A 23,840-nucleotide genomic window follows, 5' to 3' on the forward strand; every position below is an offset into this window, starting at 1 on the left:
CGCTCAGGCCTCCGGGATCTCGAACGTCGACGTGCGGGTCATCCCCGCCGCCCGCCCCTTGCCGGCGATGACCAGCGCCATCTTCCGGCTGGCCTCGTCGATCATCTCGTCGCCGAGCATCGCGGAGCCCTTCTTGCCGCCCGCCTCGGACGTGTAGTAGTCGTACGCGTCCAGGATCAGCTCGGCGTGGTCGTAGTCCTCCTGGGACGGCGAGAAGATCTCGTTCGACGCCTCGACCTGGCCGGGGTGCAGCACCCACTTGCCGTCGAAGCCGAGCGCGGCGGCCCGCCGGGCGACCTCGCGGTACCCCTCGACGTTGCGGATCTGCAGGTAGGGACCGTCGATCGCCTGGAGGTCGTTGGCGCGGGCGGCCATCAGGATCTTCATCAGGATGTAGTGGTAGGCGTCCGCCGGGTAGCCGGGCGGCTGCTCGCCCACGACGAGGGACTTCATGTTGATGGAGGCCATGAAGTCGGCCGGGCCGAAGATGATCGTCTCCAGCCGCGGCGAGGCCTGCGCGATCGCGTTGACGTTGTTCAGGCCCTGGGCGTTCTCGATCTGCGCCTCGATGCCGATCCTGCCGACCTCGAAGCCCATGGTCTTCTCGATCTGCGTCAGCAGCAGGTCCAGCGCGACGACCTGCTCGGCGCTCTGCACCTTCGGCAGCATGATGCAGTCGAGGTTCTGGCCGGCGCCCTCGACGACCGTCACGACGTCACGGTACGTCCACTCGGTCGTCCAGTCGTTGACGCGCACGACGCGTGTCTTGCCCGTCCAGTCGCCCTCGTTGAGGAACTTGACGATGGTGTGCCGCGCCTCGGGCTTGGCGAGCGGCGCGCACGCGTCCTCCAGGTCGAGGAAGACCTGGTCCGCCGGGAGGCCCTGCGCCTTCTCCAGGAAGCGGGGATTGCTTCCCGGCACCGCGAGACACGAGCGGCGGGGACGCAGACGGTTGACGGTCATGCGGGGACCTCCAGGGGGTCGAGCTTGTTCGCTTTCCGGATCTCGTCCACGATGCGGCCGATGATCCCGGTGATGTCGAAGTCCTTCGGGGTGAAGACGGCGGCCACCCCGGCGGCCCTGAGCTGCTCGGCATCACCGCCTGGGATGATGCCACCAGCGATCACCGGTATGTCGGTGGCGCCGGCCACACGCAGCCGCTGGAGCACGTCCGGGACCAGCTGGGCGTGCGAGCCGGACAGGATCGACAGGCCGACGGCGTGCACGTCCTCGGCCAGGGCCGCGTCCACGATCTGCTCCGGGGTGAGCCGGATGCCCTGGTAGACCACCTCGAAGCCGGCGTCCCGCGCGCGGACCGCTATCTGCTCGGCGCCGTTGGAGTGCCCGTCCAGGCCCGGCTTGCCGACCAGGAAGCGCAGCTTGCCCACGCCCAGGTCGCGGGCGGTGGCGTCCACCTTGCCGCGGACCTCCGCCAGCGCCGAGCCGGCCTCGGCGGGGACGGCGACCGGCGCGGAGGAGACGCCGGTGGGCGCCCGGTACTCGCCGAACACCTCGCGCAGGGCGCCCGCCCACTCGCCGGTGGTGACCCCGGCGCGGGCGCACTCCAGCGTGGCCTCCATGAGGTTCTCCGTGCCCGCGGCGGCCTCCTTCAGCCGCTCCAGCGCCTTGCAGGGGCGCGGGTGGTTGAAGGGCGGCTGGTAGCGGGTGTCCCGCCACTTGCGCAGCGACTCCACGACCCGGACCTCCACCTCCGGGTCGACCGTCATGATCGCGGTGTCCAGGTCGGCCGTGAGCGGGTTCGGCTCGGTGCCCTCGAAGATGTTGACGCCGATGATCTTCTCCTGCCCGGACTCGATCCGGGCGCGGCGCTCGGCGTGCGAGGCGACCAGCTGCGACTTCAGGTAGCCGGACTCCACGGCGGCCAGCGCGCCGCCCATCTCCTGGATGCGGTCGATCTCCGCGAGGACCTCCCCGACCAGCTGGTCCACCTTCGCCTCGATCACCTTCGAGCCCTCGAAGATGTCCTCGTACTCCAGCAGGTCGCTCTCGTAGGCCAGCACCTGCTGGATGCGCAGACTCCACTGCTGGTCCCAGGGCCGGGGCAGGCCCAGGGCCTCGTTCCACGCGGGCAGCTGCACGGCACGCGCGCGTGCGTCCTTGGAGAGGGTCACGGCCAGCATCTCCAGCACGATCCGCTGGACGTTGTTCTCCGGCTGCGCCTCGGTCAGGCCGAGCGAGTTGACCTGGACGCCGTAGCGGAACCGGCGCTGCCGGGGGTCCTCGATGCCGTACCGCTCGCGCGTGACCTTGTCCCAGATGCGGCCGAACGCCCGCATCTTGCACATCTCCTCGATGAAGCGGACGCCCGCGTTCACGAAGAAGGAGATGCGGGCGACCACGTCACCCATGCGCTCCTGCGGCACCTGGCCGGAGTCGCGCACGGCGTCGAGCACGGCGATCGCGGTGGACATCGCGTACGCGATCTCCTGCACCGGCGTGGCCCCGGCCTCCTGCAGGTGGTAGCTGCAGATGTTGATCGGGTTCCACTTCGGGATGCGGGAGACCGTGTACGCGATCATGTCCGTCGTCAGCCGGAGCGAGGGTCCCGGCGGGAAGACGTGCGTCCCGCGGGACAGGTACTCCTTGACGATGTCGTTCTGGGTCGTGCCCTGGAGCCTGGTGATGTCAGCGCCCTGCTCCTCGGCGACGACCTGGTAGAGCGCCAGCAGCCACATGGCGGTGGCGTTGATCGTCATCGAGGTGTTCATCTGCTCCAGGGGGATGTCCTGGAACAGCCGGCGCATGTCACCGAGGTGCGCGACGGGCACGCCCACCCGGCCGACCTCGCCGCGCGCGAGGATGTGGTCGGGGTCGTAGCCGGTCTGGGTCGGCAGGTCGAACGCCACCGACAGGCCGGTCTGGCCCTTGGCGAGATTGCGCCGGTACAACTCGTTGGACGCCTCGGCCGTGGAGTGGCCGGCGTACGTCCGCATGAGCCACGGACGGTCCTTCTGACGCTCTGTCATGGATGACTCTCCGGGCCTCAGACGTTCCGGAAGCGGTTGATGGCATCGATGTGCCGGGCGCGCTTCTCCTCGTCGCGCACGCCGAGGCCTTCCTCGGGCGACAGGCACAGCACGCCGACCTTGCCCTGGTGCAGGTTGCGGTGCACGTCGTAGGCGGCCTGGCCGGTGTCCGCCAGGGAGTAGACCTTCGACAGGGTCGGGTGGATCTTGCCCTTGGCGATGAGGCGGTTGGCCTCCCAGGCCTCGCGGTAGTTGGCGAAGTGGGAGCCGATGATCCGCTTCAGCGACATCCACAGGTAGCGGTTGTCGTACTCGTGCATGTAGCCCGAGGTCGAGGCGCAGGTGGTGATGGTGCCGCCCTTGCGGGTGACGTAGACGCTCGCGCCGAACGTCTCGCGGCCGGGGTGCTCGAAGACGATGTCGATGTCCTCGCCGCCGGTCAGCTCGCGGATGCGCTTGCCGAAGCGCTTCCACTCCTTGGGGTCCTGGGTCTGCTCGTCCTTCCAGAACCGGTAGCCCTCGGCGTTGCGGTCGATGATCGCCTCGGCGCCCATTGAGCGGCAGATGTCGGCCTTCTGCGGCGAGGAGACGACGCAGATCGGGTTGGCACCGCCGGCCAGCGCGAACTGGGTGGCGTAGGAGCCGAGACCGCCGCTGGCGCCCCAGATGAGCACGTTGTCGCCCTGCTTCATGCCGGCGCCGTTGCGGGAGACCAGCTGGCGGTAGGCGGTGGAGTTGACCAGGCCCGGGGCGGCGGCCTCCTCCCAGCTGAGGTGGTCCGGCTTCGGCATCAGCTGGTTGGACTTGACGAGCGCGATCTCGGCGAGGCCGCCGAAGTTGGTCTCGAAGCCCCAGATGCGCTGCTCGGGGTCGAGCATCGTGTCGTTGTGGCCGTCGGAGGACTCCAGCTCGACGGACAGGCAGTGCGCGACGACCTCGTCACCGGGCTTCCAGGCGTTCACGCCCGGCCCGGTGCGCAGGACGACGCCCGCGAGGTCGGAGCCGATGATGTGGTACGGCAGGTCGTGCCGCTTGGCCAGTTCGTTGGTGCGGCCGTAGCGCTCCAGGAACCCGAACGTGGACAGCGGCTCGAAGATCGAGGTCCACACCGAGTTGTAGTTGACCGAGGAGGCCATGACGGCCACCAGGGCCTCGCCCGGGCCGAGTTCGGGCAGGGGGACCTCGTCGAGGTGGATCGACTTGCGCGGGTCCTTGTCGCGGGTCTCCAGGCCCGCGAACATCTCCGTCTCGTCCTTGTGCACGGTGATCGCGCGGTACGAGTCGGGCAGCGGCAGAGCGGCGAAGTCGGCGGACGTGGCGTCCTTCGACTGGATCGCGTCCAGGATGTCCTTCACGGTCACGGTGTTGCCTCCGGCGGTGAGCGCCCTGAGGGAGGGGCGCCTGAGGGATCGTCGGTGCTGCGATGAGTGCGCTTGAGGGTTTTCGAGGGGTGTGCCGTCGGTTCGGCGCGGTGGTGCTTGGCAGCGCTTTGTGGCGCGGGAGGTTGCCTGTGACGCAGGCGTCCGGGCGCGCAGGTGGTGTGCCTGCCGGGACAGCCCGGACACCATCAACGTATGACACCGCGTGTCACGTCGCAAGGCACCGAGTGCCAGAAATAGCTCTCAGATGAAATCTTTACGCAACAAATGAGCGATGATCGATCAGCGTCGGGGCTAAGGAAACGGGCTGGGGACGGCACCCAGTGCCGTCCCCAGCCCGTTTCTCCCGCTCCGGCCCGGTCAGGACCGCGCTTTCAGCGCCTGCTCGATGGTGCGCATCACCTCGTCCAGCGGCGCGTCGGTCCTGGCCACCGTCACCAGGACCTCCCCGTGGGCGGCGGCGGTGGCCGGCGGGGTGCGCGGGGCGCTCTCGCGGCCGGCCCCGATGCCGGTACCGAAGGTCCTGCGCACGATCGCGAAGGCATGGTCCAGCTGGGCCTCCACGTCCCCCTGGCCGCCCGCCCGCAGCCAGCGCCGCAGCACGTGGTTGTGCGCCGTGACCACCGCCGAGGCGGCGACCTCGGCCAGCAGCGGGTCGTCGTTGGCGTCGTCGGCGTGCGCGTGCTCGTCGAAGTGGCCGAGCAGATAGCGGGTGAACAGACGCTCGTAGCGGGCCACGGAGGCGATCTCGGCCTCGCGCAGGGTGGGGACCTCGCGCGTGAGCTTGTAACGGGCGACCGAGATCTCCGGCCGCGCCGCGTACATCTTCATGACCTCCTTGATGCCGCGGCACACGGTGTCGAGCGGATGCTCGTGCGCGGGCGCGGCGTTGAGGACCGCCTCCGCGCGGATCAGCGTGTCGTCGTGGTCCGGGAAGATCGCCTCTTCCTTGGAGCGGAAGTGGCGGAAGAAGGTGCGCCGGGCGACCCCGGCGGCGGCGGCGATCTCGTCGACGGTGGTGGCCTCGTACCCCTTGGTCGCGAACAGCTCCATGGCTGCCGCCGCCAGTTCTCGGCGCATCTTGAGCCGCTGGGCGGCGGCGCGACTGCCTGCGGCACTTTCCGGCGCGTCGGGCGTAGCCGGTGTACGGGACGACTTGGCGGGCTGGGACATGACCCGAACGTACTGCATCCGCGCAGCTCGATGCGCAGGTCCGGGCTCTTCCCCGCCCGCGGGGGGCGGGGAAGGGGCGGGCCGGACGGGCGGGGCGAACGCGGGGCCGAGCAGCCCGCCCCAGTCCGTCCCCGCCCGGAACCGGTCGCCGGCGCCGTCAGCGGCGGGCATACTCGCGGAAGCCGCGGCCGGTCTTGCGGCCGAGGCAGCCGGCCGCCACCAGGTGCTCCAGCAGCGGCGCCGGGGCGAGACCCGGGTCGCGGAACTCGCGGTGCAGCACCTTCTCGATGGCCAGCGAGACGTCCAGACCGACCACGTCCAGCAGCTCGAACGGGCCCATCGGGTAGCCGCCGCCGAGCTTCATCGCCGCGTCGATGTCGTCCAGGGTCGCGTAGTGCTCCTCCACCATCTTGATCGCGTTGTTGAGGTACGGGAACAGCAGCGCGTTGACGATGAAACCGGCCCGGTCGCCGCAGTCCACCGCGTGCTTCCCGATCCGGCCGCAGACCTCGCGCACCGTGGCGTGCACGTCGTCGGCGGTCAGCACCGTGCGGACCACCTCGACCAGCTTCATCGCCGGGGCCGGGTTGAAGAAGTGCATGCCGATCACGTCCTGCGGGCGCGAGGTGGCGCGGGCGCAGGCGACGACGGGCAGCGACGAGGTGGTGGTGGCCAGGACCGCGCCCGGCCTGCACACCTTGTCCAGCGTGGCGAACAGCTGCCGCTTGACCTCCAGGTCCTCCGCGACCGCCTCCACGGCGAGGTCCACCTCGGCGAAGGCCTCGTAGGAACCCGCCGGGACGATCCGCTCCAGGACCTCGGCGGCGGCCTCGGCGGTCAGCCGGCCCTTGTCCACGGACCGCGCCAGGGACTTGCCGATCCGGGCCCTGGCCGCCTGGGCCTTCTCCTCGCTGCGGGCGGCGAGCACGACCTGGTAGCCCGCCTTGGCGAACACCTCGGCGATCCCGGAGGCCATGGTGCCGGAGCCGGCGACCCCCACCGAGCGGACCTCCCGGCCCGCGCCGGTCGAGCCGTCCGCCGCCGGGGTCAGCGGGTCCGGCACCACGGTGCCGCTGCCCGGTGCCTCGTACGTGTAGAAGCCGCGCCCGGACTTGCGGCCGGTCAGGCCCGCCTCGCTCAGCTGCTTGAGGATCGGGGCCGGCGCGTGCAGCCGGTCCCGGGACTCGGCGTACATGGCCTCCAGGACCGTGCGCGCGGTGTCGACGCCGATCAGGTCCAGCAGGGCCAGGGGGCCCATCGGCAGGCCGCAGCCGAGCCGCATGGCCGCGTCGATGTCCTCACGGGAGGCGTACCGGGCCTCGTACATCGCGGCCGCCTGGTTGAGGTAGCCGAACAGCAGCCCGTCGGCGACGAAACCGGGGCGGTCGCCGACCGCGACCGGCTCCTTGCCCAGCTCGATCGCGAGGTCGGTGACGGTGGCGACGGCCTGCGGCGCGGTCAGCACCGAGGAGACCACCTCGACCAGCCGCATGGCCGGCGCGGGGTTGAAGAAGTGCAGGCCGAGCACGCGCTCGGGGCGGGCCGAACCGGCGGCCAGCCGGGTCACGGACAGCGCGTTGGTGCCGGTCGCCAGGATCGTCTCCGGCCGGACGACACCGTCCAGTTCGCGGAAGATCTGCTGCTTGATCTCGTACGACTCCGGGGCCACCTCGATGACGAGGTCGGCGTCGGCCGCCGCGGCGAGGTCGGTGGTGGTGCGCACCCGGGCCAGGGTCCCGGCGCGCTCCTCCTCGGTGAGCCGGCCGCGCTCCACGGCACGGGCGGTGGCGGCCTCCAGGGCGGTGACCGCCTTCGCGGCCTGGGCCTCGCTGATGTCGATGCCGATCACCTCGCGGCCGGCCCGCGCGAGGACCTCGGTGATACCGGTGCCCATGGTGCCGAGGCCGACCACGGCGATCGTCCTGAGCGGGGACAGGGAAGAGCCGGACTGGGGGGACAGGGGAGTGGCCATCGCGGGACTCCAGGAATGAGGGTGACGACGAGGAACGCGCCGGGTGCGCCCGGGGGCGCACCGCGGTGCGAGGAGGAGTGCGGGTGTTGCCGGGCTGCGAGCGCACACGCCCGGGGCCGCCGGTGCCGCGGGCGTGCACACGCCCGGGAATGGCGGAACGTCCGACCGGCTCTGTCCCGAAGCCGGGTCGTACAGCGGTACACACGGCGTACCGAACCGACAGAACGCGCTCGCGACGGCCGCGTCACCAAACCGTCGCCAGCGGAGATGCGAGAGGGTTACTCGCTCGAATGAGCTTAACCGGCGGGTAACGAGCGCGCCAGCCCCCGGGCGGAAACCGACTTTGTGATGTACCTCCCTCGCCGGCCCCGCCCCGCCTACGCTGGACCTCGTGGACGAAGAGTTGCGATCGCTCACGGAACGCTTACGGCAGGAGTCCGGCGGCTCGGCGGCGTTCGAGAGCCTGCTGGCCACCGGGGACCACGACACCCTCGCGGAGGTGCTCACCGCCCCCGGCCAGCCGCTGTGGGCCCGCGAACTGGCCGCGTTCCGCCTCGGCACCGCGGGCGACCGGCGCGCCTTCGAGTCCCTGGTGCTGCTGCTCAACCACCGCGACCCGCCGCGCTGCGCCTCCGCCGCGCACGCCCTCGCCCGGCTCGGGGACCCGCGCACGGCCCGCGCCGCCGCCGCCCTCGCCACCAACGAACTCCGCGTCGCCTACGCCCTGCACCCGGTGCGGCTCCTGGTCGCGCTGCGCGCCCCCCAGTCCGTGCCCGCGCTGATCACCACCCTGGAGCGGCGGCTGCGCCCCCACGACCCCTACCGGCGCGTGGCCCTGGCCTGCGTGGAGGGCCTGGGCGCCCTCGGCGACCCCCGCGCCCGGCGCGTCCTGAGCGAGGCCCTCGCGCACCCCGCGCTCGCCGAGGCGGCGGTGCACGCGCTGGCGCGGCTCCCGCAGGAGCAGCCCAGCTGACGCCGGGTCAGCCGGCGAGCGTGCGCACGTACTGCACCTCGGGCACGGACACGCCGGCCGCCTCGAAGGGCTCCTCGACGCCGTCGGGCCGGAACCCGGCGCGCTCGTAGAACCGCCGGGCCGGGGCGTTGCCCTTGAGGACCCACAGCAGCATGCGCGGATACGACGCGCACCGCTCGGCGGCCGCGGCCAGCAGGGCCCGACCGATCCCCGCGCCCGTGTGCGCCGGGTCGACGTAGATCGCGTACAGCTCGGCGTCCCCGGTGTGCGACTCCCCGTCCCGGTACGGCCCGTACGCCGCCCACCCGAGCACCGCGCCGTCCCGCGCGGCGACCAGGTTCACCACGTCGGCGCGCCGCCCGAACCCGGCCCGCCGCCGCTCGGCGTCCGCGGCGACGCTCAGCCCGTCGAGATACACCTGCGGCACGAGCCCCCGATAGGCACGCTGCCACCCGCGAACCCGGATCTCGGACACCCGCTCACAGTCGCCGAGCGCCATCTCCCGGACCACCGGGGCACGCATACGGCCACCCTCGCGTGCGCCGGGCGCGGGGATGCGGGTCGGTTCGCTCATGACCCCCATGGTGGACCACGGCACCGACAACGCCCCCGCCCGGCCGGGCCGTTGCCCGGGGCGGCGGGCTCGGCCCCGGGCCGTCGGGATCCTAGTGGCGCCGGCCCAGCAGGCCGTGCAGGGTCGGACCGGTGGACGCCGGTGGAGCCGACCTGGGCTTCAGTGGCTTCGGGTCGGGGGACTTGGCGCAGACCGCGTCGGCCGGGCCGGTGCCCCGGGGGACCGTGCCGTTGCCCAGGTACGCGGCCAGGTAGGCGTCCAGGCAGGTGTTGCCGCTCAGCGTGACGCCGTGGTTGCCGCCGCCCTGCTCGACCACCAGGCTGGAGCGGGCCAGCAGCCGGTGGACCGTCACCCCGCCGGGGTACGGGGTCGCCGCGTCCTCGGTCGCCTGGAACAGCAGCGCCGGCGGCAGCGCGCTGTTGGCGACGTCCACCGGCCGGCGCGGGCCGGTCGGCCAGAACGCGCAGGGCGCGTTGTACCACGTGTTGTTCCAGGCCATCAGGGGCGCCTTCGCGTACACCTTCCAGGCGTCCGCACGCCACCGGTCCCAGTCGCGCGGCCAGGGGGCGTCACGGCACTGCACCGCCGTGTAGACGCTGTAACCGTTGTCGCCGGAGGCGTCCACGGCGGCGATGTTCCGGTACACCGTCACCAGCGGCCCGGCGTCCCCGCGGTGGACGTAGGCCGCGAACGCCTCGGCGAGGTAGGGCCAGTAGCCGTCGTAGTAGGCGCCGGCCATGAAGGTGTCCTCCAGCTCCGCCGCGCCGACCTTCCCCCCGGCCGGCTTCCTCGCCAGCGCGGCCCGCATCGCGTACCAGCGGGCCTCGATCCCCGCGGGGTCCCGGCCGAGCCCGTACGTCGAGTCGTACCGGGCGATCCAGGCCATCAGCGCGCGGTGCCGGCCGTCGAAGGCGTACTCCTGGGCGAGGTTGTCCCCGTACCAGACGCCGGTCGGGTCGACGATCGAGTCCAGCACCAGGCGGTGGACGCGCCGCGGGAACAGCTTCGCGTAGACCGCGCCCAGATAGGTGCCGTAGGAGTAGCCGAAGTAGCTGATCGCCGGCGCGCCGAGGGCCCGGCGGACGGCGTCCAGGTCCCTGGCGGCGCTGACCGTGTCCAGGTACGGCAGCACGTCGGCGTACTTGCGGCCGCAGGCCGCGGCGAAGGACCGGGCGCGGTCGAGCCCGGCCCGCTCCAGCGTGGGGGCGGCCGGCACGGAGGCGGGGCGCACCGGCGCGAAGTGGCCGGGCACGCAGTCGAGGGCCGGCCGGCTCCGGCCGACCCCGCGCGGGTCGAAGCCGATGACGTCGTACCGGGCCGCGACGTTCTTCGGCAGCGCCGAGGCGACGAACCCCGCGAGGGTCAGCCCGCTGCCGCCGGGTCCGCCGGGGTTGACCAGCAGCGGGCCCTGGGAGGACCGGGCGGTGTGCGGGACGCGGGACAGGGCGAGCGTGATCTGCCGGCCCGACGGTCTCGCGTAGTCCAGTGGCACCTTCACGAAGGCGCACTGGAGCCGGGGGTAGTCGCTGGTGCCGCACTTCTTCCAGTCGAGTCCGGCGCTCTTCCGGTCGGGTCCGGCCGGCCGGGCGGCCTGCGCGGGTGGGGCGGTGACCGAGCCCGCCAGGACGGCGGCGGCCGCGGCCGCGCACAGCAGGGCTGCGCGTGTTCTCATGCGGGTCCTTACGGGACGGAGGGTCTCGGCGAACCGCGAGGCTCACGGTTCTCGCCGGATCGTCCCGGAATCGGACCCCTGAAGAACGCGTCGGGGCCATAGTTGACCCAATTGGGCCGTGGGATGCCCCCTAACGCCCGGACCCGCTCACATCAGGCTGAGCTGGACCGGTTCCGGCGCGGCCGGGCCCGGCGCCGGTTCGGCCGGGCGGATCCGGCGGGCCCGGCCCGCGCGCGTGGGCCCGATGCCGTACTCCTCGGCCAGCTCGTGCACCTGACGGGTGATCCGGCGCTGGTACCACCTGGGCGCGTACGCGCCCTCCGCGTACAGCCGCTCGTACCGCCGTACCAGGTGCGGGTGGTGCTGCCCGAGCCAGGCCATGAACCACTCCCGGGCGCCCGGGCGCAGATGCAGGGTGAGGGGGGTGACGGAGGTGGCCCCCGCCGCCGCGATAGCCCGTACCGTCGCCCGCAGCTGGGCCGGGTGGTCGCTCAGGAACGGGATCACCGGCGCCATCAGCACCCCGCAGCCGATCCCGTGCTCCGTGAAGGTGCGCACCACGTCCAGCCGGCGCTCGGGCGCGGGCGTGCCGGGCTCCACCGTGCGCCACAGCTCGCCGTCCAGGAAGCCGACGGAGACCGAGACGCCGATGTCCGTCACCTCGGCCGCGCGCACGAGCAGGTCCAGGTCGCGCAGGATCAGGGTGCCCTTGGTGAGGATCGAGAACGGGTTCGCGTGGTCGGTGAGCGCGGAGATGATGCCCGGCATCAGCCGGTAGCGGCCCTCGGCGCGCTGGTAGCAGTCGACGTTCGTGCCCATCGCCACGTGGTCGCCCTGCCAGCGCGGCGAGGCCAGCTGGCGGCGCAGCACCTCGGGGGCGTTGACCTTGACCACGATCTGGGTGTCGAAGCCGATGCCCGTGTCCAGGTCCAGATAGCTGTGCGTCTTCCTGGCGAAACAGTAGACGCACGCGTGCGAGCACCCCCGGTACGGGTTCACCGTCCACTCGAACGGCATGCGCGAGGCGCCCGGCACCCGGTTGAGCACCGAGCGGGCCCGCACCTCGTGGAAGGTGATCCCGCGGAACTCGGGCATGTCGAACGTACGCGTCACGGCGTCCGCGCCGAACAGCGCCGCGTCGGCGGCCCGGCCGTGTTCGCCCTCGTCCGTGAGGTTCTCCCAGCGCATGGACGCCTCCTCGCTCGCACCTGGCCCCAGAATAGAACATCTGTTCCCATGATCGTGCGGACCCGGAACGCGGACCCCGATTTGGGCGGCCGGGCGGCGGAGTGGTTGGCTTGCCCCAACCCCGAGGAACCAGGTCGTGGAGGAACGCAATGGCGCAGGTCGAGGCCACTACGGAGCGGGTCGTCGCGGCGGACGCGGAGAAGGTGTTCGACGCCCTCGCCGACTACCGCGGCACCCGGAGCAGGCTGCTGCCCGAGCAGTTCAGCGAGTACGAGGTGCGCGAGGGCGGCGACGGTGAGGGCACCCTCGTCCACTGGAAGCTCCAGGCCACCAGCAAGCGGGTGCGCGACTGCCTGCTGGAGGTCACCGAGCCCACCGAGGGAGAGCTGGTCGAGAAGGACCGAAACTCCTCCATGGTCACCACCTGGCGTGTCACCCCCGCCGGCGAGGGCGGCTCCCGCGTCGTCGTCACCACCACCTGGCAGGGCGCCGGCGGCATCGGCGGCTTCTTCGAGAAGACCTTCGCCCCCAAGGGCCTCGGCCGGATCTACGACGCCCTGCTGGCCAACCTCGCCGCCGAGGTCGAGAAGTAAGTCCCCGGCACCCGGGGGTCGTTGGCCCCCGTCACCGGTTCGAGTGGAAACACATACCGACCGGGTCGGCGCCGTAACTCGTCGCACTTGCTCGGAGTTGTCGCTTCGCGCGGCAAATCTGCGGCAGGTGTGACGAGGGGAGCGCTACATGGGCGGGATCACTCTGGAGCGGACGGAAACGGTCGCCGCGCCACCCGGCCTCCCCGCCCGGGCGCCCACGCAGGCCGCCGAACCGAGCCCCCGCCGGGTCCGGCTGGTCTTCACCGGGCTGATGCTGGCCCTGCTGCTCGCCGCCCTCGACCAGATGATCGTGGCCACCGCCCTCCCGAAGATCGTCGGCGAACTGCACGGCTTGGACCGGATGTCCTGGGCGATCACCGCCTACCTGCTCACCTCCACCGTCGGCCTGCCGGTCTACGGCAAACTCGGCGACCTGCTCGGCCGCAAGGGCGTCTTCCAGTTCGCCATCGCCGTCTTCGTCCTCGGCTCCGCGCTCGCCGGCCGGGCCGGCACCATGGACCAGCTCATCGCCTTCCGCGCGGTCCAGGGCATCGGCGCCGGCGGACTCATGATCGGCGTACAGGCGATCATCGCCGACATCGTGCCGCCCCGGCAGCGCGGCCGGTACATGGGCCTGATCGGCGCCGTCTTCGGCCTCGCCTCCGTCGCCGGACCCCTGCTCGGCGGCTACTTCACCGACCACCTCTCCTGGCGCTGGTGCTTCTACGTCAACGTCCCCTTCGGCCTGCTCACCCTCGCCGTCGTCACCGCCGTCCTCCGCCTCCCCAGGCCCCGCGTGCGCGCCCGCCTCGACGTCCTCGGCACCCTGCTGCTCGCCGCCGCCTCCACCTGCCTGGTCCTGCTCACCAGTTGGGGCGGCACCCGGTACGCCTGGGACTCCCGGCAGATCCTCGGCCTCGGCGCGGGCGCCCTCGCCGCCACCGTCCTCTTCCTCGCCGCCGAGCACCGCGCCGCCGAACCCCTCATCCCGCTGCGGTTGTTCCGTGACTCCGTCTTCACCGTCAGCGGACTGGTCGGGCTGGTGATCGGCGTCGCCCTGTTCGGCGCGGCCAGCTACCTGCCGACCTTCCTGCAGATGGTCGACGGGGCCAGCGCCACCGAGTCCGGGCTGCTGATGCTGCCCATGATGGCCGGCGTCGTCGGCGCCTCCATCATCGGCGGACAGCTCATCAGCCACACCGGCCGCTACAAGATCTTCCCCGTGCTCGGCAGCGCGGTCGCCGCCGCCGGCATGTGGCTGCTGTCCCGGCTGCACACCGACACACCCCGGCTGCACTACAGCATCTGGATGGCCGTCCTCGGCACCGGCATCGGCCTGGTCATGCCCGTCCTCGTCCTCGCCGTCCAGAACTCCGTGCGCCCCACCGACCTCGGCAGCGCCACCAGCGCCAACAACTACTTCCGGCAGATCGGCGGCAGCGTCGGCGCCGCCGTCTTCGGCACCCTCTTCGCCGACCGGCTCACCTCCGCGCTGCGCCGGGAACTGCCCCCGCGCGCGGGCGCCGGCCTGCCCGACGCCGACTCCCTCACCCCGCAGCTCGTCCACGCGCTGCCCCCGGCCCTGCGCGACGCCTACATCCGCGCCTACGCCGACGCGATGCCCCGGATCTTCCTCTACCTCGTCCCGGTGCTCGTCCTCGGCCTGCTCATCGCCTTCTTCCTCAAGGAGAAACCGCTGGTGTCCCACAACACCGCCGAAACGGAGCCGCAGACCATGACCGCCCCGATCCCCCAGGCCCGGTCCCCGCACGCCGCCGGGATCCCCGTCTGCGGCACGGTGCAGCACCCCGACGGCACCGTCGTGCCCCGCGCGGCCCTCACCCTCATCGACGTCGCCGGACAGCAGATCGGGCGGGGCGCCAGCGGCGAGGACGGGCGGTACGCGCTCGGCACGCCCGGCTCCGGGGCGTACGTGCTGATCGCCGCCGCCGGCGGGCACCAGCCGCAGGCCGTCTCCGTCACCGTCGGCGAACGCCCCGTCGAACTCGACGTCGTCCTCGGCGGCGCCGGCCGCCTCGCCGGCAGCGTCCGCACCGCCGACGGCACCCCCGTCCGGGACGCCACCGTCACCCTCACCAACGTGCACGGCGAGGTCGTCGCCACCACCCGCAGCGGACGCGAGGGCGGCTACGTCATCACCGAACTGGTCGCCGGCGAGTACACCCTCGCCGGCAGCGCACCCGCCTTCCGGCCCGCCGCGCTCCCGGTCACCGTGCAGGCCTCCCGGGAGACCCGGCAGGACGTCGAACTCGCGGGCGGCGCCGTACTGAAGGGCACCGTCCGGGCCGGCGGCGGACGCCCCGTCGAGGACGCCCGGGTCACCCTGCTCGACGCCGCCGGCAATGTCGTGGACACCCTCACCACCGGACCCGACGGAACGTTCCGGTTCGTCGACCTCTCCTCCGGCGAGTACACCGTCATCGCCGCAGGTTACCCACCGGTCGCCACAGTGCTGCAGGTCGCGGGCGGTGGCCGCACCGAACGGGATCTCCAGCTCGGCCACGAGGACTGAGCCGGGGCGCCTTTCGGTGCGCCGGAGCGAACCGGTGAGACCAATTCCAGGATTGGCACACATCGCGACCGGCCGTCCCCGTACCGTAGTGGCGGGCGGCACAGATCGTTTGCGGACAGCCGTGGGGAGAGAGGGCCTGGGCCATGGACCGTGGCAGCGAGCGGGACGCGACTCCCGGGCGCGGCGCCGGCGACATCACGGCGGGCCGGATTCCGCTGGCGGTGGTCGTCGTGGACCGCTCCGGAACAGTGTCCCACTGGAGCAGTGGCGCGGCGCGCCTGTTCGGCGTGGGCAGGGAGGACGCCGTCGGACATCCCGCGGCGGACCTGCTGCCGGTCTCCGGCGCCCTCCCCGAGGAGAGCGCGGCACCGGATCCCCACCCGCTCCACGACGGGCCCGGACCCGACCTGGAGACCTCCCTCGGCGGGCACAACGGGTACCCCACCGCCGGCCGCGCCCGCGTCGCCCCACCCGATCCGCTGTCCGGCGGCGAGGAGCGGCTCGACGTGCTGTGGTGGGCCTACCCGCTGGTCGGCCCGGATCCCGCCCGGCTGCTCGTGCTCGCCGCCGACGCCACCCGGCTGCGCGAGGAACGCGGCTACGACGACGAGACCGCCGAACGCATCTCGCCCGGCTTCGCCCGTCACACCGAGCTGCCCGCGTCCGAGGAACTCGAACGCCGGCTGCCCGACATCCTGCCCAACATGGGCCCGGGACTCAGCGCCCGCATCGTCTCCCAGGTCCTCGAACTCGGCTACCCCATCCTGGAGTTCAGCCAGTACGAGCGGGTGCCCGTGACCCCGTACTGGGGCGTGCCCCGCCGTCCCGGACGCACCCGCGCCGAAGTCGTCGTACCGCAGCAGCGGACACCGGCCGTGGTCCCGGCCGGCGCCGAACAGGACCTGGAGTACGCCGCCGTCCGCGAGCGCCTGGAGTTCCTCAACGAGGTCAGCTCCGCCATCGGCTCCTCCCTGGACCTCGGCGAGACGATCCGCGAGGTCACCAGCGCCGCCGTACCCCGCTTCGCCGACTTCGCCGGCACCCACCTGCGGGCCGCCGTGCTGGCCGGCGAGGGCTTCCCGGACGGACCGCCGGACGCCAGCACCGTGATGTTCCGCGTCTGGGTCGAGCACAACGACGAACCCGGCCGCTGGGACGACACCGTGCCCGTCGGCGAGGCCTTCGCCTTCCCCGAACACACCCCGTTCTACCAGTGCATGGAGACGGGCGAGCCGGTCCTCGTCCCGAGGGTCACCGACGAACTGTCCGAACGCATCTCGGGCGAGTTCGAGAAGCGCGACCTGCGGCCGCTGATCACCGGCCGGTCCCTGCTGATCGTCCCGCTCAAGGCGCGCAACGTCGTCCTCGGCTTCATGGTGCTCATGCGCCGCCCCGACCGGCCCCAGTTCGACGACATGGACCGCACCACCGGCGCCGAACTCGCCGCCCGCGCGGGCCTCGTCCTCGACAACGCCCGCATGTACACCTACCAGGAGAACGTCGCCGACACCCTCCAGGACAGCATGCTGCCGCAGGTCACCCCGCGGATGGCCGGCTGCGACATCGCCACCCGCTACCTGCCCGGCACCCGGCTCGGCCGGATCGGCGGCGACTGGTTCGACACCATCAAACTGTCCGGCTCCCGCACCGCGCTCGTCGTCGGCGACGTCATGGGCCACGGCCTCAACTCGGCCGCCATGATGGGCCAGTTGCGCACCGCCGTACAGACCATGGCCACCATGGAGACCCCGCCCGCCCAACTCCTGCGCAACCTCGACGACCTGGCCCGCAGGCTCGGCGACACCTACCTCGCCACCTGCCTGTACGCCGTCTACGACCCGATCCGCGGCGAACTGAGCCTCGCCAACGCCGGCCACATCCCGCCCGTGCTGGTCCGCGCCGAGGACGGCAGCAGCGAACTCCTCGACCTGCCCACCGGCGCACCCGTGGGCGTCGGCGGCGTCCCCTTCGAGGCCGCCACGGTCAAGGTCAACCCCGGCGACCGGCTGGTGCTGTGCACCGACGGCCTGGTCGAGGTCCGCGGCACCGACATCGGCGAGGGCCTCGCGGCGCTCTGCGAGTCCGCCGCGCACCCCGCCGCCTCCATGGACGACGCCTGCGACACCATCATCCGCGCCCTCAACACCCACGGGGGCCGCAAGGACGACGTCGCCCTGCTCATGGCCCGCCTCAACGGCATCCCCGACGACCACGTCGCCGCGTGGCAGCTCGACACCGACCCGCGCGAGGTGGGCCGGGCCCGCCGCCTGGTGCGCCGGCAACTCCTCGACTGGGGCCTGCCCCACGCCGTGGAGACCGCCGAACTGCTGGTCAGCGAGGTCGTCACCAACGCCGTCCGGCACGCCGAGTCCGACCGGGTCGGACTGCGCGTGGTCCGCACCGACGCCCTGCTGTTCGAGGTCACCGACGACGAACCCGCCCTGCCCGCCATGCTGAACGCCGGACCCCACGACGAGTCCGGCCGCGGCCTGCGCGTGGTCAGCCGGCTCGCCCGGGAATGGGGTGCCAGCGCCACCGGCCACCACAAGACCGTCTGGTTCGAACAGACCATCCCCATCTCGTGAAGGTGACCGCCCGACCCTTGCCCCGGACCCGCTCGACGCGATATCCCGATCACGGAACCGACCGTGGGGAGAGCGCATGAACGTCTCGGACAAGTACCGCAACGCCTGGGAGAGTTACTGGCGCGACACCTCCGACGCCCGGGGCGAGGCCATCTGGGACTCCGATCCCGCCCTGAGCGCCGCACCGCACAGCGAACTGCTCCTGCCGCACGCCGACCCCGACCGCACGATCGTGGACCTCGGCTGCGGCAACGGCACCCAGACCCGCTACCTGGCCACCCGGTTCGCCCGCGCCGTCGGCGTCGACCTCTCCCACGCGGCCGTGGAGCACGCCCGCCGCGCCGCGGACGGCGAAGCCGTCGAGTTCCAACAACTGGACCTCACCGACACCGACGCCGTACGCGCCCTGCACCAGCGCCTGGGCGACAGCCACGTCTACATGCGGGCCGTCATCCACCAGAGCGAACCGCACGCCCGGCCCGCGGTCGCCGCCGCCGTCGCCGAACTCATCGGCGCCGAGGGCCGCGCCTTCGTCGTGGAACTCACCTCCGGCTCCCGGGACGTCCTGCGGCGCGCGGCGTCCGAACCGGCCGGTCCGGGACCCAAGCTCCAGCGGGTCTTCCAGTACGGACTCAAGCCCGCCGACGCCTCCGACGACGAGATCCCGCGTCTGCTCGCCGGGGCCGGCCTCAAGGTCCTGGCCGACGGCGAGACGACCGTCCCGCAGACCGAGCACCTGAGCGACGGCACCCGCATCGACCTGCCGGCCCGCTGGTTCGTCCTCGCCCGGGCCTGACCGGGACCCGGCACCGCCTCCCGCGGGCGGGTCGTAGCCTGCCCGCCGCCCGGCGCGTAACGTGACCGACCATGAAGATCCTCATCAGTGCCGACATGGAGGGTGCCACCGGCGTCACCTGGCCTGCCGACGTGCTGCCGGGGACGCCCCAGTGGGAGCGGTGCCGGTCGATGTTCACCTCGGACGTGAACGCCGCCGTCGAGGGCTTCTTCGACGGCGGCGCCGACCAGGTGCTCGTCAACGAGGCCCACTGGACCATGCGCAACCTGCTCCTGGAGCGGCTCGACGAGCGGGTCGAGATGCTCACCGGCCGGCACAAGGCGCTGTCCATGGTGGAGGGCGTCCAGCACGGGGACGTCGACGGCATCGCGTTCGTCGGCTACCACGCGGGCGCCGGCATGGAGGGCGTCCTCGCCCACACCTACCTCGCGAACCAGATCACCGGCGTGTGGCTGAACGACGTCCGCGCCAGTGAGGGCCTGCTCAACGCGCACGTCGTCGCCGAGTACGGCGTCCCCGTCGTCCTCGTCACCGGTGACGACCTCGCCTGTGAGGACGCCCTCGGCTACGCGCCCGAGGCACCGAAGGTCGCCGTCAAGGACCATGTGTCCCGGTACGCGGCCGTGTGCCGGACCCCGGCCAGGACCGCGGCCGACATCCGCGCGGCGGCCAAGGAGGCGGCACGGCTGGCGGTCCGTCACGAACCCGCTCAGGCGGGTCCGTTCACGGTCGCCGTCGAGTTCGACGCCGAACACCTCGCGATGGCCGCCACCGTCGTCCCCGGCGTGGCACGGATCGCGGAACGCAAGGTGGCGTACACCAGCGCCACGATGTACGAGGGGATCAGGACGTTCAAGGCGGTCACCACGATCGCCTCCGCCGCCGTGGAGGAGCAGTATGGCTGACCAGCACGCCGACGAGCTGTCCCTGGACGAGGTCGTCGAGTTCACCTCCGGCCTGATCCGCATCGACACCACCAACCGGGGCGGCGGCGACTGCCGGGAGCGGCCCGCCGCCGAGTACGCGGCCGAGCGGATGGCCGGGGCCGGCCTGGAGCCCCTGCTGCTGGAGCGCACCCCGGGCCGCACCAACGTGGTGGCCCGGATCGAGGGCACCGACCCGTCCGCCGACGCGCTGCTGGTCCACGGCCACCTCGACGTCGTCCCCGCCGAGGCCGCCGACTGGACGGTCCACCCCTTCTCCGGCGAGGTCCGGGACGGCGTCGTGTGGGGGCGCGGCGCCGTCGACATGAAGAACATGGACGCGATGGTCCTCGCGGTGATCCGGTCCTGGGCCCGGCGGGGCGTCCGGCCCCGCCGCGACCTCGTCATCGCGTTCACCGCCGACGAGGAGGCCAGCGCCGAGGACGGCTCCGGGTTCCTCGCCGACCGGCACCCCGAACTCTTCGAGGGCTGCACCGAGGCCATCGGCGAGTCGGGCGCCTTCACCTTCCACGACGGGTCCGGCCGGGAGATCTACCCCGTCGCCGCGGGCGAGCGGGGCACCGGCTGGCTGAAGCTCACCGCACGCGGCCGCGCCGGACACGGCTCCAGGGTGAACAAGGAGAACGCGGTGACCCGGCTCGCCGCCGCCGTCACCCGCATCGGCGAACACCGGTGGCCGCTCCGGCTCACCCCGACCGTACGGGCCGCCCTCACCGAACTCGCCGCCCTCTACGGCATCGAAGCCGACTTCAGGGAGGTCGACCGGCTGCTGGACAAGCTCGGCCCCGCGGCCCGGCTGGTCGAGGCCACCCTCCGCAACAGCACCAGCCCGACCATGCTGGACGCCGGTTACAAACTGAACGTCATCCCGGGCGAGGCCGTCGCCTACGTCGACGGACGCTACCTCCCCGGCACCGAGGAGGAGTTCACGGCCACCCTGGACGAACTGACCGGCCCGGACGTCCGATGGGAGTTCGCCCACCGTGAAGTCGCCCTCGAAGCACCGGTGGACGCCCCGCTGTTCGCGCGGATGCGGGCCGCCGTCGAGGAGTTCGCACCCGGCGGGCACGTGGTGCCGTACTGCATGCCGGGCGGCACCGACGCCAAGCAGTTCTCCCGGCTCGGCATCACCGGCTACGGCTTCGCCCCGCTGAAACTGCCCGCCGGCCTCGACTACCAGGCGCTGTTCCACGGCGTGGACGAACGGGTACCCGTGGCGGCCCTGCACTTCGGGGTCCGGGTCCTCGACCGCTTCCTGCGGACGGCCTAGACGATGGGGGAGCCGGTGCCGACAACGCCGTACGGATCGTGGCCGTCACCCATCGACGCGGCGCTCGCCGCCGCGCACGACGGACGGCCGGAGTGGGTGGACTTCGTCGGCGACGAGGTCTGGTGGACCGAGCCCCGGCCGGCCGAGGGCGGCCGCCGCGCGCTGGTCCGGCGGCGCACCGACGGCCGGGAGGAGTCCGTGCTGCCGGCGCCGTGGAACGTCCGCAGCCGGGTCATCGAGTACGGTGGCCGGCCGTGGACCGGGCTCGTGCGGGACGGCCGCCCGCTGATCGTCTTCGTGCACTTCGCCGACCAGCGGCTGTACCGGTACGAGCCCGGCGGCGAACCCGTCCCGCTCACCCCGCTCTCCCCGGTGGGCGGCGGCCTGCGCTGGGCCGAACCCCGGGTGGACCCGGCCCGCGGCGAGGTGTGGTGCGTGCTGGAGGAGTTCACCGGGGACGGTGCCGGCGACGTACGGCGCCTCCTGGCCGCCGTACCGCTGGACGGCTCGGCCGCCGACGACCGCGGGGCCGTCCGGGCACTGGCCGAACCCCGGCACCGGTTCGTCACCGGCGCCCGGCTCTCCCCGGACGGCCGGCGGGCCGCATGGCTGGGGTGGGACCACCCGCGGATGCCGTGGGAGGGGACGGAACTGCTGGTGGCCGCGGTGGGGGAGGACGGCCGGCTGACGGACGTGCGGACAGTCGCCGGTGGACCGGATGAGGCGGTCGCGCAGGTCGAGTGGTCGACGGACGGCAGGATTCTGTACACCAGCGACCGTGGCGGCTGGTGGAACCTCTACCGCGACGGCATCCCGCTCTGCCCGCGCGAGGAGGAGTTCGGCGGGCCGCTGTGGCAGCTGGGGCTGCGCTGGTTCGCACCGCTGGAAGACGGTCTCCTGGCGGTCGTACACGGTCGAGGGTCGACCGTACTCGGCATACTGGACAGCGAATCCGGTGAACTCGTCGACGCCGCCGGACCGTGGACGGAGTACACCCCCGCCCTCGCCACCCACGGCCACCGTGTCGTCACCGTCGCCGCGAGCCCGCGTACCGCGTACGAGGTGGTCGAACTCGACACCGCCACCGGCCGCGCCCGCGTGATCGGCGCCCGGCACCGGGACCCCGTCGACCCCGCGCACTACCCGGAGCCGCAGATCCGCACCTTCCCCGGTCCGGACGGCCGCGAGGTGCACGCGCACGTCTACCCGCCGCACCACCCCGCACGGACCGCGCCCGACGGCGAACTCCCGCCGTACGTCATCTGGGCGCACGGCGGCCCCACCAGCCGGGCGCCGCTCGTGCTGGACCTGGCGATCGCCTACTTCACCTCGCGGGGCCTCGGCGTCGCCGAGGTCGACTACGGCGGCTCCACCGGATACGGCCGCGCCTACCGGGAGCGGCTGCGCGAACAGTGGGGCGTGGTCGACGTCGAGGACTGCGCGGCCGTCGCCCGCGCCCTCGCCGAGGAGGGCACCGCCGACCCCGCCCGGCTGGCCATCCGGGGCGGCAGCGCGGGCGGCTGGACCACCGCCGCCTCCCTGACCACGACCGACGTGTACGCCTGCGGCACCATCATCTACCCCGTCCTCGACCTCACCACCTGGGGCCCCGGCGAGACCCACGACTTCGAGTCCCGCTATCTGGAGTCGCTGATCGGCCCGCCCGCCGAGGTGCCCGCCCGGTACGCCGAACGCTCCCCGACCGCGCACGCCGACCGGCTGAGCGTGCCCTTCCTGCTGCTCCAGGGCCTGGACGACGTCATCTGCCCGCCCGCCCAGTGCGAACGCTTCCTCGCCCGGATCGCCGGCCGGGGCGTGCCGCACGCCTACCTCACCTTCGAGGGCGAGGGCCACGGATTCCGTCGCGCCGACACGATGACCCGCGCCCTGGAGGCCGAACTGTCCCTGTACGCCCAGGTGTTCGGACTGGAACCGGCACCGCGGGTGCCGAAGGTGGAGCTGACCTTGTGACGGAACCCGTCCGGCCGCAGGCGGCCCTGGACGTGCCGCGCGGCTGGGACCCCGACCCCGTGGCCGGCCCCCATGTCCTGGCCCGGCACACCGAGTTCGGGTACCTCGCCGGCACCGACGCCGGCGTCCGGCCGGCGCCGTAGGCTGGTCGCATGCCGCACCCCCCGTCCCGGTACCTCGCCGAGGGCCCCCGTGTCGCCCTCCGACCCTTCACCCTCGACGACGGCCCCGAGTTCACCGCGCGGGCCCGCGAGAGCAAGGACCTGCACCGGCCGTGGCTGTTCCCGCCGGCCGGCGACGAGGCGTACGCCGAGTACGCCGGGCGGCTCATCGAGGACCCGGACCGGGCCGGCTTCCTGGTGTGCGAGAAGGACGGCGGGGCCATCGCCGGTTTCATCAACATCAACAACATCGTGCGGGGCGGCCTGCAGTCCGGTGCCCTCGGCTACGGCGTCTTCGCGCACGCGGCCGGGCGGGGCCTGATGCGCGAGGCCATGGAGCTGGTGATCGGGTACGCGTTCGGGCCGCTGGGCCTGCACCGGCTGGAGATCAACGTCCAGCCCGGCAACGCCGCCTCCATCGCCCTGGCCCGGGGCGCCGGCTTCCGCCTGGAGGGCTTCTCCCCGGACATGATCTACGTCGACGGCGCCTGGCGCGACCACGAACGCTGGGCCCTCACCGCGGAGATGCGCGGGGGAGCGGCGCGGCCGAGCTGATCGTGGCGCCGGGCGTTACCGGCCGTATCCGGCGGGTACCCGCAGGGTATGGACCGCATCGATCACCTGGAACATCTGGACAAGCACCTCGTCGAAGAACTGGCTCAGGTGGCGCGCGAGACGGTACGCGACGAACTGCGCGAGCAGTCGCGCAAGCGGCGCCGTACCGCCATGCTCTACGCAGCGTCGGGCGCCGCCGCCCTGTACGCGGGCGGCGCGGTGGCCCTCGCCGTGGGCCTGGCCCTGGCGATCGGACTGCCCGGCTGGGCCGCGGCACTGATCACCGCGGCGCTGCTGGGCGTGGTGGCGTACGTCCTGCGGGGCGCCGCCCACTCCGGCCCCTCCGAGCACGGTCACCACACCGCGCACCGCGTGCTCGGCGGCAGCGCGCCGGGCGCCCCGCCGAGCGGCCTCGGCATGCCGTACCCGCCGATGCCGCAGACACCTCCCGAGGCATCCATCGACCCCGACGGCCCGCACCACAGGGCCTGACGGCCACGTCCGACCGTCGCAG

At 72.7% G+C, this 23,840-nt stretch carries 19 protein-coding genes; 11 read left to right on the top strand and 8 right to left on the bottom strand.

The genetic code is table 11. The annotated features are described in order from the left end of the window. Nucleotides 1-3: 3 nt before the first annotated feature. The 5 genes from ACZ3ZD_RS10775 to ACZ3ZD_RS10795 form a co-directional block, all read right to left on the bottom strand. Entirely contained in the window at nt 4-963 is a 960-nt protein-coding gene (locus ACZ3ZD_RS10775; RefSeq protein WP_467395427.1) for an HpcH/HpaI aldolase/citrate lyase family protein, read from the bottom strand. Continuing rightward, nucleotides 960-2,987 (bottom strand): protein meaA, encoded by a 2,028-nt coding sequence (locus ACZ3ZD_RS10780; protein WP_467395428.1) that lies wholly within the window; start codon nt 2,985-2,987, stop codon nt 960-962. Before ACZ3ZD_RS10780 ends, ACZ3ZD_RS10775 begins: the two co-directional genes overlap by 4 nt. A 17-nt stretch (nt 2,988-3,004) precedes the next feature. Then, nucleotides 3,005-4,348: a crotonyl-CoA carboxylase/reductase gene (gene ccrA / locus ACZ3ZD_RS10785; RefSeq protein WP_467395429.1), complete on the bottom strand. Its 1,344-nt coding sequence runs from the start codon at nt 4,346-4,348 to the stop codon at nt 3,005-3,007. Between the two features lie 378 nt (nt 4,349-4,726). After that, nucleotides 4,727-5,539, bottom strand: coding sequence for a TetR family transcriptional regulator (locus ACZ3ZD_RS10790; protein ID WP_467395430.1), 813 nt, complete (start codon nt 5,537-5,539; stop codon nt 4,727-4,729). 157 nt (nt 5,540-5,696) lie between these two features. After that, nucleotides 5,697-7,511 (bottom strand): 3-hydroxyacyl-CoA dehydrogenase family protein, encoded by a 1,815-nt coding sequence (locus tag ACZ3ZD_RS10795; protein ID WP_467395431.1) that lies wholly within the window; start codon nt 7,509-7,511, stop codon nt 5,697-5,699. Between the two features lie 391 nt (nt 7,512-7,902). Between ACZ3ZD_RS10795 and ACZ3ZD_RS10800 the strand changes: the two genes are divergently transcribed. Beyond that, nucleotides 7,903-8,484: an adenylosuccinate lyase gene (locus ACZ3ZD_RS10800; protein ID WP_467395432.1), complete on the top strand. Its 582-nt coding sequence runs from the start codon at nt 7,903-7,905 to the stop codon at nt 8,482-8,484. A 7-nt stretch (nt 8,485-8,491) separates the two neighbouring features. On the opposite strand, the gene ACZ3ZD_RS10805 is transcribed toward ACZ3ZD_RS10800, so the two are convergent. The 3 genes from ACZ3ZD_RS10805 to ACZ3ZD_RS10815 form a co-directional block, all read right to left on the bottom strand. Continuing rightward, the gene (locus ACZ3ZD_RS10805; protein WP_467395801.1) at nt 8,492-9,007 is read right to left on the bottom strand and encodes a GNAT family N-acetyltransferase; all 516 of its coding nucleotides are present in this window, start codon (nt 9,005-9,007) and stop codon (nt 8,492-8,494) included. A gap of 142 nt (nt 9,008-9,149) precedes the next feature. Next, on the bottom strand, nt 9,150-10,730 hold the full coding sequence (locus ACZ3ZD_RS10810; RefSeq protein WP_467395433.1) for an alpha/beta hydrolase: 1,581 nt from the start codon (nt 10,728-10,730) through the stop codon (nt 9,150-9,152). A gap of 147 nt (nt 10,731-10,877) precedes the next feature. Further along, entirely contained in the window at nt 10,878-11,918 is a 1,041-nt protein-coding gene (locus ACZ3ZD_RS10815) for an Rv2578c family radical SAM protein (protein WP_467395434.1), read from the bottom strand. 149 nt (nt 11,919-12,067) lie between these two features. Here ACZ3ZD_RS10815 and ACZ3ZD_RS10820 point away from each other — a divergent pair, with 149 nt between their 5' ends. The 10 genes from ACZ3ZD_RS10820 to ACZ3ZD_RS10865 all read left to right on the top strand — a co-directional run bounded on the left by ACZ3ZD_RS10820 (nt 12,068) and on the right by ACZ3ZD_RS10865 (nt 23,818). Further along, nucleotides 12,068-12,511 (top strand): SRPBCC family protein, encoded by a 444-nt coding sequence (locus ACZ3ZD_RS10820; protein ID WP_467395435.1) that lies wholly within the window; start codon nt 12,068-12,070, stop codon nt 12,509-12,511. Nucleotides 12,512-12,659: 148 nt separating this feature from the next. Next, the gene (locus tag ACZ3ZD_RS10825) at nt 12,660-15,044 is read left to right on the top strand and encodes an MFS transporter (RefSeq protein WP_467395436.1); all 2,385 of its coding nucleotides are present in this window, start codon (nt 12,660-12,662) and stop codon (nt 15,042-15,044) included. Between the two features lie 143 nt (nt 15,045-15,187). Further along, nucleotides 15,188-17,629 carry an ATP-binding SpoIIE family protein phosphatase gene (locus ACZ3ZD_RS10830; RefSeq protein ID WP_467395437.1) on the top strand — a complete coding sequence of 814 codons (2,442 nt, stop codon included), beginning with the start codon at nt 15,188-15,190 and terminating at the stop codon, nt 17,627-17,629. A gap of 76 nt (nt 17,630-17,705) precedes the next feature. Next, nucleotides 17,706-18,425: a class I SAM-dependent methyltransferase gene (locus ACZ3ZD_RS10835; RefSeq protein WP_467395438.1), complete on the top strand. Its 720-nt coding sequence runs from the start codon at nt 17,706-17,708 to the stop codon at nt 18,423-18,425. A gap of 71 nt (nt 18,426-18,496) precedes the next feature. Then, on the top strand, nt 18,497-19,330 hold the full coding sequence (locus ACZ3ZD_RS10840; RefSeq protein ID WP_467395439.1) for a M55 family metallopeptidase: 834 nt from the start codon (nt 18,497-18,499) through the stop codon (nt 19,328-19,330). After that, nucleotides 19,323-20,639 carry a M20/M25/M40 family metallo-hydrolase gene (locus tag ACZ3ZD_RS10845; RefSeq protein WP_467395440.1) on the top strand — a complete coding sequence of 439 codons (1,317 nt, stop codon included), beginning with the start codon at nt 19,323-19,325 and terminating at the stop codon, nt 20,637-20,639. Before ACZ3ZD_RS10840 ends, ACZ3ZD_RS10845 begins: the two co-directional genes overlap by 8 nt. Before the next feature lie 3 nt (nt 20,640-20,642). Continuing rightward, complete coding sequence (locus ACZ3ZD_RS10850) at nt 20,643-22,610, top strand: S9 family peptidase (protein WP_467395441.1); 1,968 nt, start codon at nt 20,643-20,645, stop codon at nt 22,608-22,610. Next, entirely contained in the window at nt 22,607-22,753 is a 147-nt protein-coding gene (locus ACZ3ZD_RS10855) for a hypothetical protein (protein ID WP_467395442.1), read from the top strand. Before ACZ3ZD_RS10850 ends, ACZ3ZD_RS10855 begins: the two co-directional genes overlap by 4 nt. Nucleotides 22,754-22,762: 9 nt before the next feature. Further along, nucleotides 22,763-23,326 (top strand): GNAT family N-acetyltransferase, encoded by a 564-nt coding sequence (locus ACZ3ZD_RS10860; RefSeq protein ID WP_467395443.1) that lies wholly within the window; start codon nt 22,763-22,765, stop codon nt 23,324-23,326. A 48-nt stretch (nt 23,327-23,374) separates the two neighbouring features. Continuing rightward, nucleotides 23,375-23,818, top strand: coding sequence for a phage holin family protein (locus ACZ3ZD_RS10865; RefSeq protein ID WP_467395444.1), 444 nt, complete (start codon nt 23,375-23,377; stop codon nt 23,816-23,818). Nucleotides 23,819-23,840 lie beyond the last annotated feature (22 nt).

It is taken from the genome of Streptomyces sp. NPDC023481 (assembly GCF_055560195.1).